Annotated in this window: 11 protein-coding genes and 1 riboswitch; of the genes, 8 read left to right on the top strand and 3 right to left on the bottom strand. The window is 69.7% G+C overall.

Features of this window, described 5'->3' with window-relative positions:
- Positions 1-81: 81 nt before the first annotated feature.
- Positions 82-200: riboswitch (SAM riboswitch) on the bottom strand.
- 128 nt (positions 201-328) lie between these two features.
- The 5 genes from H9645_RS11285 (at position 329) to H9645_RS11265 (ending at position 6,936) form a co-directional block, all read left to right on the top strand.
- Complete coding sequence (locus H9645_RS11285) at positions 329-1,420, top strand: NHL repeat-containing protein (protein ID WP_191729795.1); 1,092 nt, start codon at positions 329-331, stop codon at positions 1,418-1,420.
- Positions 1,421-1,423: 3 nt separating this feature from the next.
- Positions 1,424-2,266: a M23 family metallopeptidase gene (locus H9645_RS11280; RefSeq protein WP_225218201.1), complete on the top strand. Its 843-nt coding sequence runs from the start codon at positions 1,424-1,426 to the stop codon at positions 2,264-2,266.
- 318 nt (positions 2,267-2,584) lie between these two features.
- Positions 2,585-4,189, top strand: coding sequence for a peptide chain release factor 3 (locus H9645_RS11275; protein WP_191729794.1), 1,605 nt, complete (start codon positions 2,585-2,587; stop codon positions 4,187-4,189).
- Positions 4,190-4,265: 76 nt separating this feature from the next.
- On the top strand, positions 4,266-4,904 hold the full coding sequence (trhA, locus tag H9645_RS11270; RefSeq protein ID WP_191729850.1) for a PAQR family membrane homeostasis protein TrhA: 639 nt from the start codon (positions 4,266-4,268) through the stop codon (positions 4,902-4,904).
- Positions 4,905-4,980: 76 nt separating this feature from the next.
- Entirely contained in the window at positions 4,981-6,936 is a 1,956-nt protein-coding gene (locus tag H9645_RS11265; RefSeq protein ID WP_191729793.1) for an AsmA family protein, read from the top strand.
- A gap of 13 nt (positions 6,937-6,949) precedes the next feature.
- On the opposite strand, the gene H9645_RS11260 is transcribed toward H9645_RS11265, so the two are convergent.
- From H9645_RS11260 to mtgA, 3 genes are read right to left on the bottom strand one after another with little or no spacing between them, the layout of a single operon-like run.
- Positions 6,950-7,381: a CBS domain-containing protein gene (locus H9645_RS11260; RefSeq protein WP_191729792.1), complete on the bottom strand. Its 432-nt coding sequence runs from the start codon at positions 7,379-7,381 to the stop codon at positions 6,950-6,952.
- A complete protein-coding gene (locus H9645_RS11255; protein WP_191729791.1) occupies positions 7,341-8,369 on the bottom strand; it encodes a glycosyltransferase family 2 protein in 1,029 nt (342 codons plus the stop codon). The genes H9645_RS11260 and H9645_RS11255 overlap by 41 nt, the downstream gene beginning before the upstream one ends.
- Before the next feature lie 24 nt (positions 8,370-8,393).
- Entirely contained in the window at positions 8,394-9,152 is a 759-nt protein-coding gene (gene mtgA, locus H9645_RS11250) for a monofunctional biosynthetic peptidoglycan transglycosylase (RefSeq protein WP_191729849.1), read from the bottom strand.
- A 74-nt stretch (positions 9,153-9,226) separates the two neighbouring features.
- Here mtgA and hslO point away from each other — a divergent pair, with 74 nt between their 5' ends.
- The 3 genes from hslO to H9645_RS11235 all read left to right on the top strand — a co-directional run bounded on the left by hslO (position 9,227) and on the right by H9645_RS11235 (position 14,132).
- Positions 9,227-10,126, top strand: coding sequence for an Hsp33 family molecular chaperone HslO (gene hslO / locus H9645_RS11245; protein ID WP_191729790.1), 900 nt, complete (start codon positions 9,227-9,229; stop codon positions 10,124-10,126).
- A gap of 96 nt (positions 10,127-10,222) precedes the next feature.
- Complete coding sequence (locus H9645_RS11240; protein ID WP_191729789.1) at positions 10,223-11,080, top strand: XOO1806 family protein; 858 nt, start codon at positions 10,223-10,225, stop codon at positions 11,078-11,080.
- A gap of 172 nt (positions 11,081-11,252) precedes the next feature.
- Positions 11,253-14,132: a TonB-dependent receptor plug domain-containing protein gene (locus H9645_RS11235; protein ID WP_191729788.1), complete on the top strand. Its 2,880-nt coding sequence runs from the start codon at positions 11,253-11,255 to the stop codon at positions 14,130-14,132.
- Positions 14,133-14,230 lie beyond the last annotated feature (98 nt).

Here is a 14,230-nt window from a genome sequence, read left to right as displayed (position 1 = left end):
CATCGATGCCGCGGGGCATGCCGGTGCGATGGGCGTCGCCCGACGGCGGCGACGCGACGGGAACCGCCACGTGGCGGTCCTCGGCCATCTTCCGGTGGACACACAGGTCCCCGCAGGACTTGGCACAGCGAACGGGGCTTGCGCCCCATCCAGTTGCCCCGGCGTCGTCGGGCCTGTCCCTCGGCCGGTCTCGATGGATGGCGTGCAGGTTGGCAGCGCCCGCAGCAATTGTCAATCGCTTTATCCGGATGAAGCGATTGATCAGTTCCCGGCGCCACGGGCGCCCGCCGACCTCCCGCGGACGCGCCCGCGGCCGCATAATCGGCGCATGTCGAAATCCATCCTTGCAGCGGCGCTCGCCCTGGCCGTCGCCGGCTGCGCCAGCACCTTCCTGCCCGCGTCCTCCCCTCCTTCCACCACCGTCCCGGCTTCGAACCTGGTGGCCGAGGCCTGGGTCTCCCCCGAGCTTCCGGACGAAGAACTCGATTCGATCGCCACCTGGGCAGACGGCGACGGCGGCACCCTCCTGCTGGCCACGGGCAAGTCGACCCACCGCCTGGCGCTGTTCGATGGCGACAGCGGCGCGCCGCTGCGCACGGTCGGCGCGCGCGGCAAGGCGCCGGGCGAGTTCACCCGGCCCAACGGCCTGGCCGTGTCCGGCGACGTGCTGTTCGTGGTCGAGCGCGACACGCCGCGCGTGCAGCTGCTGTCGCTGCCCGACCTCAGGCCCCAGGCGTCCTTCGGCGGCGACGAGCTGCGCGCGCCCTACGGCATCTGGCTGCGCGAATCCGCGCCGCGCGAACTCGAGGCCTTCGTCACCGACAGCTTCATGTACGGCGAACGCCATGACGTGGTCCCGCCGGCGGAGGAGCTCGCCCAGCGCGTTCGCCGCTACCGCCTGCGCTTCGACGACCAGGGCCATCTCGACGCCGCCTACGCCGGCTCCTTCGGCGAGACCGACGGCCCGGCGCGGCTGAACATGGTCGAATCGATCGCCGGCGACCCGGTCCACGACCGCCTGCTCGTGGCCGAGGAGGACCGTACCAGCCCCTCCAACCTGCATGTCTACGGCTTCGACGGCGGCTGGAGCGGCCGCAGCCTGCCCGAGGGCACCTTCGCCGGCGAGGCCGAGGGCGTGGTGCTCTGGGCCTGCGGCGCGCGCAGCGGCTACTGGCTGGCGGTGGACCAGCAGGCGCCGCTGACCTGGTTCCACCTCTTCGACCGTGAAACGCTCGCCCCCGCCGGCAGCTTCCATGGCGCGGTGACCGCGAACACCGACGGCATCGCCCTGCATGCCGCGGCCACGCCGCGCTTCCCCGGCGGCGTGCTGTACGCAGTGCACGACGACCGCGCGGTGTCCGCCTTCGATCTGCGCGACATCGCCAGGCAGTTGGACCTGGATCCCGCCTGCGCGGACTGATCCATGCGTGCCCGTCCTCTCCTCAGGGTGCGGTCAGCCGGTTTCGCCCTGGCGGTGGCGATCACCGTCGCGGCGCTGGCGGTCGCGTCGCCCGCCCTCGCAGCGGACGACGGCCCGGCACCGCTGGCGCGGCTGGACATCATCGACCGCGGGCAGGGCCCTGAAGCCTGGGCGGAAAACCTGCTGTCGGGTCCGATCGAAGTGGTGCTGCGTTCCATCGGCTCCGCGCCCCCGGCGCAGCCGGCGCTGCCCGCGCGCGCCACCGTGTCGGCCCGCGGGCGGGTGCTGGTCAGCCGCATCCAGCGCGCCGATGCGCAACTCGTGCTCGAGGTCGTCCCGGGACATCCCGGCGCGCGTCCGCTCGACGTGGAGTACGCCTGGCCGCTGGGAACGCACGTGCTGCGCATCGGCCAGGGCTGGGGCGGCGCCTTCAGCCACCGCGACGACGAGAACCGCCATGCCGTCGACTTCGCCGTGCCAGAGGGCACGCCCGTGCTGGCGGCGCGCGACGGCGTGGTGATGCAGGCCGAGGCCCGCTTCGCCGGCGGCGGACTGCACTCCACCGACGACACCGCCCGCGCCAACTTCATCCGCATCCTCCACGACGACGGCACCATGGCCCTCTACGCCCACCTCGCCCCGGGCGGCACCGGCGTCGCCGCGGGCGAGCGCGTGCGCCGCGGCCAGCGCATCGGCACCTCGGGCAACACCGGCTACAGCGGCGGCCCGCACCTGCACTTCGCCATCCAGGCCAACCGCGGCCTGCGCCTGGCCTCGATCCCCTTCCGCATGTTCGGCCCCGGCGGGATCCTGCGTTTCAGCGAGGCTGGGGCGGGCGTGGAGTAAGAGCAGGCGCTTTGCCACGGATTTACGCGGATGACGCGGATTTACACGGATAAAGCAGAAGAGAGGAAAAGCTTTCCTGGCCGCGGATCGACGCGGATCTGCGCGGATCCGGACGAGGTCTCTTTGCCGCAGGGTCGCGGGACTGGAGGGGGACGTAGCGTGAGGCAACCTTCGCCTTGGCTTGATCCGCGCAAATCCGCGTGATCCGCGTCATCCGTGGTAAAACGCCCGCCCCCACGCCCAGCGCAGCCCCACAGCCCCCCGTATAATCCCAGGCTTCCCCGTACAGTCCCGGCGCCAGAAGCGGCGGGTACCCCCATGCCCGACGTTGCCGCCGAAGCCCGCCGCCGCCGTACCTTCGCGATCATTTCGCACCCCGACGCCGGCAAGACCACGCTCACCGAGAAGCTGCTGCTGTTCGGCGGCGCGATCCAGATGGCCGGCTCGGTCAAGGGCCGCAAGGCCGCACGCCATGCCACGTCCGACTGGATGAAGCTCGAGCAGGAGCGCGGCATCTCGGTCACCAGCTCGGTGATGCAGTTCCCCTACGGCGACCACATCGTCAACCTGCTCGACACCCCCGGCCACGCCGACTTCGGCGAGGACACCTACCGCGTGCTGACCGCGGTGGACAGCGCGCTGATGGTGATCGACGTGGCCAAGGGCGTCGAGGAACGCACGATCAAGCTCATGGAGGTGTGCCGCATGCGCGACACGCCGATCATGACCTTCATCAACAAGCTCGATCGCGAGGGCAAGGACCCGATCGAGCTGCTGGACGAAGTCGAGACGGTGCTCGGCATCCAGTGCGCGCCGGTCACCTGGCCGATCGGCATGGGCAAGCGCCTGAAGGGCGTGGTGCACCTGGTCAGCGGCGAAGTGCACCTGTACGAGCAAGGCCGCAACTTCACCCGCCAGGATTCGACGATCTTCGCCTCGATCGACGATCCGCAGCTCGAGGCCCGCATCGGCGCGCAGATGCTGTCCGAGCTGCGCGACGAGCTGGAGCTGGTGCAGGGCGCGAGCCATTCCTTCGACCTCGACGAGTACCGCGCGGGGCGGCAGACGCCGGTGTTCTTCGGCTCGGCGGTGAACAACTTCGGCGTGCAGCCGCTGCTCGACTTCTTCGTCAGGCACGCGCCCTCGCCGCAGTCGCGCGAGACCACCGGGCGCGTGGTCGCCGCCGACGAACCCAGGCTCAGCGGCTTCGTGTTCAAGATCCAGGCCAACATGGACCCGCAGCACCGCGACCGCGTCGCCTTCATGCGCGTGTGCTCGGGTCGCTTCGAGGCCGGCATGAAGGCCTTCCACGTGCGCACGGGCAAGGAGATGAAGCTCGCCAACGCGCTGACCTTCATGGCCAGCGACCGCGAGATCGCCGCCGAGGCGTATCCGGGCGACGTGATCGGCATCCACAACCACGGCACGATCTCGATCGGCGACACCTTCACCGAGGGCGAGCAGTTCACCTTCACCGGCATCCCGAACTTCGCGCCCGAACTGTTCCGCCGCGCGCGCCTGCGCGACCCGCTGAAGCTCAAGCAGCTGCAGAAGGGCCTGGAACAGCTGAGCGAGGAAGGCGCCACCCAGTTCTTCCGCCCGCTGATGTCCAACGACCTGATCCTGGGCGCGGTCGGCGTGCTGCAGTTCGACGTCGCCGCCTACCGCCTCAAGGCCGAGTACGGCGTGGACGCGATCTTCGAACCGGTCGGCGTCTCCACCACGCGCTGGATCCGCTGCGACAGCGAGAAGAAGCTCGAGGAGTTCCGCGAGAAGAACGCGATGAACCTCGGCCTCGACGCCGCCGGCGAACTCGTCTACCTCGCGCCGAGCCGCGTCAACCTGCAGCTCGCGCAGGAGCGCTGGCCCGACGTCCGCTTCGACGCCACCCGCGAGGCCGCGCACACCCGCCCGGCGGGATGATGACGCTTCGGCCGCGGGAACGCCCGCGTATGGCATGATCGGGGCGTCCTCCCCCCGGGATTCCACCGTGACCGCGATGAGCCTGCGCGAGAAGCGTGAGGAGCTGGCCAGTGCCTTGACGCACGGGCTGGGCGCGACGGCCGCACTGGCCGGCGGGGCGGTGCTGGTGACGCTGGCGGCGATCTTCGGCAATGGCTGGCAGCTGGGCGCGGCGATCGTGTTCGGCATCACCCTGCTCATGCTCTACCTCGCATCGACGCTGTACCACGCCTTCCAGCATCCGGTGCTCAAGGGCCGGCTGAAGGTCTTCGACCACTGCGCGATCTACCTGCTGATCGCGGGCACCTACACGCCGTTCACCCTGATCGGACTGCGTGGCCCCTGGGGCTGGGGACTGTTCGCCGCCATCTGGACGCTGGCGCTGGCCGGCGTGGTGTTCAAGCTGTTCTACACCGGGCGGTTCAAGCGCCTGTCGACCCTGGTCTACGTGGCGATGGGCTGGCTGGTGCTGGTGGCGATCAAGCCGGTGCTGGCCGCGCTCGATGCCTGGACCTTCGGCTGGCTGATCGCCGGCGGCGTGTTCTACACGCTGGGCACGGTCTTCTACCACCGCGAGTCGATCCCCTACTCGCATGCGATCTGGCACCTGTTCTGCATCGCCGGAAGCGTCTGCCACTACGTCGCGGTGATGGCGCAGGTCACGCTGCCGGCCTGAACGGCGGCCATCACGTTCACTGCTGTTTTACCGCGTTCGCGGGAGGCTGGCCTCCGCATTCCACCGGAGCCGGCGCATGCCGACGGAGCCCACGTCCCCAGCCGGCCCGCGCGGCAAGGCGCTGCGGGCCATGCAGATCCATCCATGGCGGACGGCCGCGGCCGTTGCGGCGGTCGCGCTGCTGGTGCTGGTGCTGCTGTGGGACTGGAACTGGTTCAAGGGCCCGATCGAACGCATCGTCTCGGCGCGCACCGGCCGCAGCTTCGACATCGGCGGCGACCTCGACGTCGACCTGGGCCGCACCACCATCGTCCGCGCCGACCGCCTCGCGCTCGGCAACGCGGACTGGTCCGACAGCCCGGAGATGGCGACCACCGACCGTCTGGAGTTGCACGTCCGCGTATTCCCGCTCCTGGCCGGCCGCGTGCACATTCCGGAACTGCGCCTGGCCAGGCCCGACCTGCTGCTGGAAACCGGCGACGAGGGCGGCAACTGGACCTTCGAAGGCATGTCCGGCGACGGCGAAGGGCCGCGCATCGACCACCTGCAGATCGACGCCGGCAGGCTGCGCTTCATCGACGCCGGCCAGCAGACCGACGTGGATCTCGCGGTCGCCAGCGAGGACAGCGAGGACCCGTCGTTGCGTCCGCTGTCGCTGCACGGCGACGGCCACTGGAAGGGCGAGCCGTTCGAACTCACGGGCGCGGTCGCGTCTCCGCTTGCGCTGCGCGAGACGGAGACGCCCTACGCCATCGACCTGCGCGCCTCCGCCGGCGCCACCCGCGCCCACGCGCGCGGCGCGATCACGCGCCTCCTCGGCCTGTCCGCCTTCGACGTCCAGATGGCGCTGTCGGGCAAGGACCTGGAAGACCTCTACCCGCTGCTCGGCATCGCGCTGCCGCACACGCCGGCCTACGAGCTCGACGGCCGCCTGGTCCGCGACGACGCGGTCTGGCGCTACGAGGGCTTCAACGGCAAGGTCGGCGACAGCGACCTCGCCGGCACCGCGAAGATCACCACCGGGCGCGAGCGCCTGCTGTTCGAGGGCGACCTGCGTTCGAAGCTGCTCGACCTCGACGACCTCGCCGGCTTCGTCGGCGGCGCCCCGGACAGCGGCGGCGACGAAACCGGCAACGCCGAACTCGAGGCCGACGCGGTCGAACGCGCGGCCGAGGGCAAGCTGATTCCGGACACGCCCTACGACCTGGCCAAGCTCCGCACCATGGACGCCGACGTCCGTTGGAAGGCCGGGCGCATCGAGGCGCCGGGGTGGCCGCTGGACGACATGGACGTCCACATCGTGCTCGAAGCCGGCCTGCTCAGGCTCGATCCGCTGGACTTCGGCGTGTCGGGCGGCCGCATCCGTTCGACCGTACGCATGGACGCCAGGCAGGACACGATCCGGACCAATGCCGCGATCCGAGCGCGCGGCCTGGAGCTTGGCCGCCTGTTCCCCGACGCCGAACTGGCGCAGGACGCCATCGGCCGCATCAGCGGCGACATCGACCTGGGCGGCACCGGAAATTCCGTGGCGCGCATGCTCGCCACCGCCGACGGCGACGCCAGCCTCGGCATGGGCCGCGGCGAGGTCAGCAACCTGCTGCTGGAGCTGGCGGGCCTGGACATCTTCGAGGCGATCAAGTTCCTGCTCGGCAAGGACCGCAAGGTGGCGATCCGCTGCGCCTTCGGCGATTTCTCGGTGCAGGACGGGGTCATGACCACCCGCGCCCTGGCCTTCGACACCGAGGACACCATCATCGTCGGCGAGGGCACGGTGGATTTGGGCGAGGAGCAGCTGGACCTGGTGCTGAAGCCCCGGCCCAAGGACCGCAGCATCCTGGCGCTGCGCTCGCCCCTGGTGATCGACGGCAGCTTCCGCGATCCGGGCTTCCGTCCCGACATGGGGCGGCTCGGCCTGCGCGGCGCGATCGCGCTGACGCTGGCCAGCATCACCCCGCCGGCGGCCCTGCTGGCGACGCTGGAGCTGGGCCCGGGCGAGGACAGCAACTGCGGCGGCGAATACGCGCAGTAGCGCCGCGGCGCGGTCAGGAGGTGATGTAGCGCTGCAGGTGCTCGAGTTCGCGCTGCTGCTCCTCGATCACCGCCTTGACCAGGTCGCCGATCGAGACCAGCCCGACGACCTCGTCGCCGGCGACCACCGGCAGGTGCCGCACGCGGCGCTCGGTGACCAGCTGCATGCAGGCCTCGGCCACGTCGTCCATGCGCACCGTGGCGACCTCGGCGGTCATGATGTCGCGCACCGGCGTGTCCTTCGAGGAACGCCCTTCGAGGACGATCTTCCTGGCGTAGTCGCGCTCGGACACCATCCCGGCCAGCCGCCCGCCGGGCTCCAGCACCACCAGCGCACCGACCCCCTTCTCCGCCATCAACCGGATCGCGTCGATCACCGCCGCATCCGGCCCGATCGCGAAGACCTCAGGGCCCTTGGACTCCAGCAGTTGCCTCACCGTACGCATCGCAGCCTCGCTCGCTCGTGGGTGGCGTGCCCGAGCATACCCCTTCGGCCGGGCGCCAGCTGTCGACGAGATAGAGCGGACGCTGCTTCGACTCCTCGTACAGGCGCCCCAGGTACTCGCCGATCATCCCCAGCCCCACCAGCTGCACGCCGCCCAGGAACAGGATCACCGCCATCATCGTCGGCCAGCCCGCCACCGGGTCTCCCCAGAACAGCGCCTTGACGATGATCCACAGGCCGTAGCCGAAGGCCACCAGCGCGGTCGCCACGCCGGCGTAGGTGGCCATCCGCAGGGGCGCGGTCGAGAAGCTGGTGATGCCTTCCAGGGCGAAGTTCCACAGCCGCCAGGCGTTGAACTTGCTGCGGCCGGCCAGTCGCGGCTCGCGGCGGTAGGGAACGGCGATGCGGTTGAAGCCGATCCAGCCGAACAGGCCCTTCATGAAGCGATGGCGCTCGCGCAGCTCGCGCAGCGCCGCCAGCGCGCGCGGCGACAGCAGCCGGAAATCGCCGGTGTCGGTGGGCACGGGCGTCTTCGACAGCCGGTGCATCACGCGGTAGAAGCCATGCGCGGAGGCGCGCTTGAACCAGCCTTCACCCTCGCGCGCCAGGCGCGTGCCGTGGACGTCGTCGTAACCCTCGCGCCAGCGCGCCACGAACCGCGGGATCAGCTCGGGGGGATCCTGGCCGTCCGCGTCGAGGATCAGGGCCGCGCCATCGACGACGCGGTCGAGGCCGGCGGTCAGCGCCGCCTCCTTGCCGAAGTTGCGCGACAGCCGCAGCAGCGAAACGCGCCGGTCGGCCGCGGCGAGCGACCGCAGCACGGCCCAGGTGTCGTCCGTGCTGCCGTCATCGACGTAGAGCACGCCGCCATCGACGCGATCGCCCGCGGCCATCGCATCGAGGACGGTCGCTAGGCGACGATGCAGTTCAGGCAGCGACTGCGCCTCGTTGAAGGCGGCCACCACCACGGTGAGACGATCGCGGGTCATCCTGCAATCCTATCGTGGCCGGGGTCACTCCAGCTGCCGCAGCCAGGCCTCCCCGCCGAGGTTGCGCATGTTGCGCTGGATCCACTGCGCGCGGCGCTGCACCCAGGGGCCGGGCTGGTGGGCGCTGTAGCGGCGCGGACTGGGCAGCACCGCGGCCAGGCGCGCGCTTTCGCCGGCCGTCAGCGCCGCGGCGTCCTTGCCCCAGTAGCTGCGCGCGGCGGCCTGGGCGCCGTAGATCCCGTCGCCGAACTCGGCCACGTTGACGTAGACCTCGAGGATGCGCTGCTTCGGCCACAGGGCCTCGAGCAGCAGCGTGTACCAGGCTTCGAGGCCCTTGCGCACCCAGCTGCGCCCGCTCCACAGGAACAGGTTCTTCGCCAGTTGCTGGCTGATCGTGCTGCCGCCGCGGACGCGGCCGCCGCGGGCGTTGTGCTCCAGCGCGCGCTCGATGGCCTCCAGGTCGAAGCCGCGGTGGCGGGCGAAGTTCTGGTCCTCGGCCGCCACCGCCGCCAGCGGCAGCGACGGCGCGATGTCCTCGAGGTCGCGCCAGTCGTAGGCGACGCGGAAGCCGGTGTCGCCGGCCCGCAGCGCCTCGAACTGGCGGATCGCCATGAACGCGCTGAAGGGTGGATCGACGAAGCGCAGCGCCAGCACCTGCACGACGCTCAGCAGCGCCAGCAGCAGCGGCAGCTTCCACAGCCAGTGCCAGCGGCGGCGCCCACGCTTAGACGCGGCAGCCACCGGTGCCCCTGCATGCTTGTCCACGGCGCCCGCCATCCCCATCTCCAGCATTCGCCGACCGGCCGAAGCGCGATTATCCAGCCCCGGCGCACCATCACAACGCACACGGATCCCGAATGAGCCACGACGCCGACGCCCGCGACCACCTCACCCGCTTCCTGCTGCCGCGCGCCGGCGTGCGCGGGGTGCACGTGCACCTGGGCGAGACCTGGCAGGCGATCGCCGCCAGCAACGACTATCCGCCCGGCGTCCGTGCGCTGCTCGGCCAGGCGGCCGCGGCGTCGGCGCTGTTCACCGGCCACGTCAAGGTCGACGGACGCCTGTCGGTGCAGCTGCGCGGTGAACACGCGCTGCGCACGCTGTTCGCCGAATGCACGTCCGAAGGCACGCTGCGCGGCATCGCTCGGATGGCCGGGGACGGCGACGACGTCGACGGCCTCGCGTCGCTCGGCGACGACGCGGTGCTCGCGATCACCATCGAGGGCGCCGGCATCGGCAACCGCGAGGCCACGCGCTACCAGGGCCTGGTGCCGCTGGACGCGCCCGATCTCGCGGGCGCGTTCGAGGACTACTTCACCCGCTCCGAACAGCTTCCGACGCGGATCCTGCTCGCGGCCGGCAACGACGCCGCGGTCGGCCTGATGCTGCAGAAGCTGCCCGCCGACCACGGCGACGACGATGGCTGGGAACGCGCCGGAGCGCTGTTCTCCACCCTGGGGACCCGGGAACTGGCGGAAACGCCCGCCGCCGAGCTCCTGCACCGCCTGTTCCACGAGGAATCGCCGGAGGAGATGGGCGGACGCTCCCTGGCCTTCGGCTGCTCCTGTTCGCGCCAGCGCGTCGAGGCGATGCTGGAATCACTCGGCCGCGCCGAGGCGGAAGCAGCGTTGGTGGAAGGGACGGCCACCGTCCGCTGCGAGTTCTGCGGACAGGCCTACCGATTCGACGGCGCCGACCTCGACGCGCTCTTCACCGACGCCAGGCGTCCAATGGCTGCCCCGCCGGGCCTGCAGTGACGGCGGCCGGGGATTGTTAAAGAAACATAAACGCACTAGAGTCACGCCTACGATCGGGCGGAACTTCCGCCTGTCCAAGGGGTCTACCAGCAGGCCATGAAGCCGCGTCTCGCCAAGCTCTCGCTGTCCCTGCTCCTCGCCTTCGGCGTGGTCGCGGGTGCGCATGCGCAGACACCGGCGGGCAAGCGCGACCAGGCCGTGCTGCCGGTGTGGAACCAGTCCAGCGGCAAGGTCGAGGCCCTGCTGCTGCTGGAACCGACGGGCCCTGGCTCGACGACCGGGTTCGACGGCAATGCCCTCGACGCCGCCTTCGGCATCGATGCCGGCAACTCCTTGGGCGTCTTCTGCGACCGCAAGACCGGACTGGCAAGCGCGCTGGGCAACCTGGCCAACAACTGCATGCTCGCCAGCTTCCAGGACGGCGCCGGAAAGCGTACTGGCGGGACCGCGGCGTTCAGGGCCGGCCACAACACCCGCGTCGGCGTCAATGCCGGCAGCGGCAGCAGCACCCTTCCGGCCTGGCTCGCGCCGGGCCAGCGCGGAGGCGCCGCCGCCACGGTCGACGTCAACGACCTGACCGTGTTCGCCCGGCACAACATCGGGCGCGAGGGCATGGTGTCGATCGCCGGCACCATGGCCAAGGCCACCCTGGTCACGCCCGCCGAGGCCACCCACCTGGGCATCGGTGACGCCTGGACCTCGCGCAGCCTGAGCATCGGCGGCGGCTACGGCCGCTTCAGCGCCAACATCGTCGGCCACGTCGTCGAGACCCCCGGGCAGCCCAACTGGGAAGGCCTGGGGCTCGGCCTGACCTGGCGCACGCCCTGGAGCGGACAGCTCACCGTGGGCGCCGACAACCTCGTCACCAAGGGCCGCAACCCCTTCGCCCCGGCCACCAGCGGCCGCGACGACGAAGGCACCGTGCCCTACATCCGGTACGAACAGGACCTCTAAGTCCTTGTTTTTCGTGGGGTTCCACTCGGGAATCCCTGATTATTAACAACACTTTAATTTTTGCTCCGGCAGGGCTACTATCGGCAACGGCCCTGCCGGGCTTGGTGTCGATCTTGACTCCACCGGTGGGCTCCCATGGGAATTACCCAAGACTCACTTGGAGAGAGAAGAGATGACCCTTAAGACCACCAAGCTCCGCGACGCGATTTCCTTCGCGCTCGTGTCCGGTGCGACCGTGATTGCCGGTACCGGCGTCGCGTTCGCGCAGGACAGCTCGGAACAGCAGGCCACCACCCTCGACCGCATCGAGGTGACCGGCTCGCGCATTCGCCAGGTTGACGTGGAGACCGCGCAGCCGGTCGTGATGATCAGCCGCGAAGACATCCAGGCCGGCGGCTTCAACACCGTTGCCGACATCCTGCAGAACATCCCGTCGGCCGGTTCGCCGACGTTCAGCCGCACCTCGCCGCTGACCGCCAACGCGGAAGCTGGCGGCCAGTACATCGACCTGCGCAACCTCGGCGCGCAGCGCACCCTGGTGCTGGTCAACGGCAAGCGCCTGGGCATCAGCCCCGACGGCTTCCAGGACGTCTCGACGATCCCGGCTTCCATGGTCGAGCGCATCGACGTCCTGAAGGACGGCGCCTCGTCCATCTACGGTTCCGACGCCATGGCCGGCGTGATCAACATCATCACCCGCTCGAACTTCGAAGGTGCCGAAGTCAACGCCTACCTCGGCCAGTTCGGCCAGGGCGACGGCCAGAAGCAGAGCTACGACTTCGTGGTCGGCATGACCGGCGACCGCGGCTCGGTCACCATCGGCGCCGAATACCACAACGAAGACGGCGTCTGGGCCCGCAACCGCTGGTTCTCCAGGGACTCGTACCCGGGCTATCCGGAGTACAGCACCACGCCGGTCGGCCAGTGGGGCAACTGGCGTCTGCCCGGCTCGGCTCCGTCCGACCCGTGGTTCGTCGCCGACCGTGGCAGCGATGCCCTGGGCACCGATGGCTGGCACGAGCAGATGAACCCCGAGGACCGCAGCATCCCCTCAGACCAGATGCACGCGCTGACGCCGCTTGAGCGTCGCTCGCTGTTCGCCAACGTCAACTATGACCTGACCGACAGCATCCGCTTCGTCAGCGACCTCAGCTACACCAAGCGCGAATCGAGCCGCCAGATCGCCGGCTACCCGACCCAGTCGGGCGCGATCGGCGCGCCGATGTCCGCGGACAGCTACTTCAACCCCACCGGCGGCACGTCGGCGGTTGACTGGCGCCGCCGCGGCTGGGAAGTGCCGCGCACCACCGATACCACCCAGACCACGTGGCGCTTCACCGCCGCGCTGCAGGGCTCCTTCGACATCGGCGAGCGGTACTTCGACTGGGATGTCGGGTACATGTTCAACGAGAACGACCTGCAGATCGTCAACAACGGCAACTTCTTCATCCCGAACGTGCGCCGCGCGGTGGGTCCGTCGTTCGTCAACGGCCAGGGCCAGCTGGTCTGCGGCACCCAGGGCACCGGCCCGAACGGCGCCGACGAAGTCATCGCGGGCTGCGTGCCGTGGAACCCCTTCGCGGGCTTCGGTACCGGCGCGGTCGAGAACTCGCTCGCCGACCCGGCGGTGCAGGCGTACCTGTTCAAGCAGGAACACGCCCTGGGCCGCACCGAGACCAACAACTACTTCGCCAACCTGGCGGGTTCGATCGCCACGCTGCCGGCCGGCGACCTCGGCTTCGCGGTGGGCTACGAGCACCGCAAGGAAGAGGGCGGCTTCACTCCGGACGCCATCGCGCAGTCGGGTGACTCCACCAACCTGGCCTCGGGTCCGACCTATGGTTCGTACTCGCTGGACGAGGTCTACGCCGAGCTCAACGTGCCGATCCTGGCCGACATCGCCGGCGCCAAGGAGCTCTCGCTCAGCATCGCGAGCCGCTACTCGGACTTCGACACCTTCGGTGACACCACCAACAACAAGTTCGGCCTGAAGTGGCGTCCGATCGACGACCTGCTGGTCCGCGCGACCTGGGCCGAGGGCTTCCGCGCCCCGACCATCGGCGACCTGTACGGCGGCACCTCGCAGACGTTCTTCCGCGGCTTCAGCGATCCCTGCGACACGGTCTTCGGCCCGGCCGCCGGCTCGGCGCGCTGCCTGCAGGACGTGCCGGTGGGCTACCGCCAGCTGGAGCAGGGCTTCATCCCGACCCGCACCGCGGCCTCGCAGACCCCGGTTCCGTTCGTGTCGGGTTCCAACCCGTTCCTGGAGCCGGAGACCTCCGAGTCCAAGACCATCGGCTTCGTGTACAGCCCGAGCTACGTCGAGGGCCTGAGCGTGGCGCTGGACTGGTGGAACATCCGGATCGAAAACACCGTGGTGTCCGACAGCCCGAACGACATCCTGAGCGACTGCTACATCTCGCTGATCGAGTCCCGCTGCGACATGTTCTCGCGTGACCCGAGCCAGGGCTACATCGTGTCCCAGCTGCAGTACGGCAGCCGCAACGCCGGTTACGCCGAGACCGAAGGCTTCGACCTCGACGTGAACTACAAGCTGGACACGGACTACGGCCGCTTCGGCGTCCGCTGGGCCACCACGTACGTCAGCCTGTACGAGATCAAGTCCACGAACGATCCGGAGACCATCCCGGGCCAGGCGAACGGATTCGGCAGCAACTTCCGCGTCCGCTCCAACCTGAACCTGAGCTGGAACTACAACGACTTCGGCATCACCTACGGCATGCGCTACAACTCCGGCACCAAGGAAGAGTGCATGGGCTTCGGCGACGGCGCCCACTGCTCGCTGCCGAACTACCAGGCCCCGGATACGCTGGGCAAGGTGGTGCCGCAGAACGAGGTCGGCTCGGTCACGTTCAGCGACCTGCAGTTCAGCTGGAACGCGCCGTGGAACGCGCGCATCGCGGTTGGTGCGAACAACGTGTTCGACCGCGATCCGCCGATCTACTACACCCAGCCGAACTCGGGCTTCGCGTTCTACGGCGGCCACGACATCGGTCGCTTCGTGTACGCCCGCTACACCCAGAAGTTCTGATCCACCGGACTTCGATCGCTTGACGCTACAGCCCCGAAAGGGGCTGTAGTTTTTTGCGGACCGCGGAACACGACGCGGGTCGGCCGGACGCATGCCGC

The sequence above is a fragment of the Luteimonas colneyensis genome (genome assembly GCF_014836665.1).
Lineage (GTDB): Bacteria > Pseudomonadota > Gammaproteobacteria > Xanthomonadales > Xanthomonadaceae > Luteimonas > Luteimonas colneyensis.
This window is presented reverse-complemented; position numbering and strand designations above follow the sequence as displayed.

What these genes read in the sequence shown, in the direction of transcription:
- H9645_RS11255 (WP_191729791.1), bottom strand. Translation starts at nt 8,369, where the DNA reads ATGACCCGCGATCGTCTCACCGTGGTGGTGGCCGCCTTCAACGAGGCG.
- H9645_RS11285 (WP_191729795.1), top strand. Translation starts at nt 329, where the DNA reads ATGTCGAAATCCATCCTTGCAGCGGCGCTCGCCCTGGCCGTCGCCGGC.
- H9645_RS11265 (WP_191729793.1), top strand. Translation starts at nt 4,981, where the DNA reads ATGCCGACGGAGCCCACGTCCCCAGCCGGCCCGCGCGGCAAGGCGCTG.
- H9645_RS11280 (WP_225218201.1), top strand. Translation starts at nt 1,424, where the DNA reads ATGCGTGCCCGTCCTCTCCTCAGGGTGCGGTCAGCCGGTTTCGCCCTG.
- H9645_RS11240 (WP_191729789.1), top strand. Translation starts at nt 10,223, where the DNA reads ATGAAGCCGCGTCTCGCCAAGCTCTCGCTGTCCCTGCTCCTCGCCTTC.
- hslO (WP_191729790.1), top strand. Translation starts at nt 9,227, where the DNA reads ATGAGCCACGACGCCGACGCCCGCGACCACCTCACCCGCTTCCTGCTG.
- H9645_RS11235 (WP_191729788.1), top strand. Translation starts at nt 11,253, where the DNA reads ATGACCCTTAAGACCACCAAGCTCCGCGACGCGATTTCCTTCGCGCTC.
- mtgA (WP_191729849.1), bottom strand. Translation starts at nt 9,152, where the DNA reads ATGGGGATGGCGGGCGCCGTGGACAAGCATGCAGGGGCACCGGTGGCT.
- H9645_RS11260 (WP_191729792.1), bottom strand. Translation starts at nt 7,381, where the DNA reads ATGCGTACGGTGAGGCAACTGCTGGAGTCCAAGGGCCCTGAGGTCTTC.
- H9645_RS11275 (WP_191729794.1), top strand. Translation starts at nt 2,585, where the DNA reads ATGCCCGACGTTGCCGCCGAAGCCCGCCGCCGCCGTACCTTCGCGATC.
- trhA (WP_191729850.1), top strand. Translation starts at nt 4,266, where the DNA reads ATGAGCCTGCGCGAGAAGCGTGAGGAGCTGGCCAGTGCCTTGACGCAC.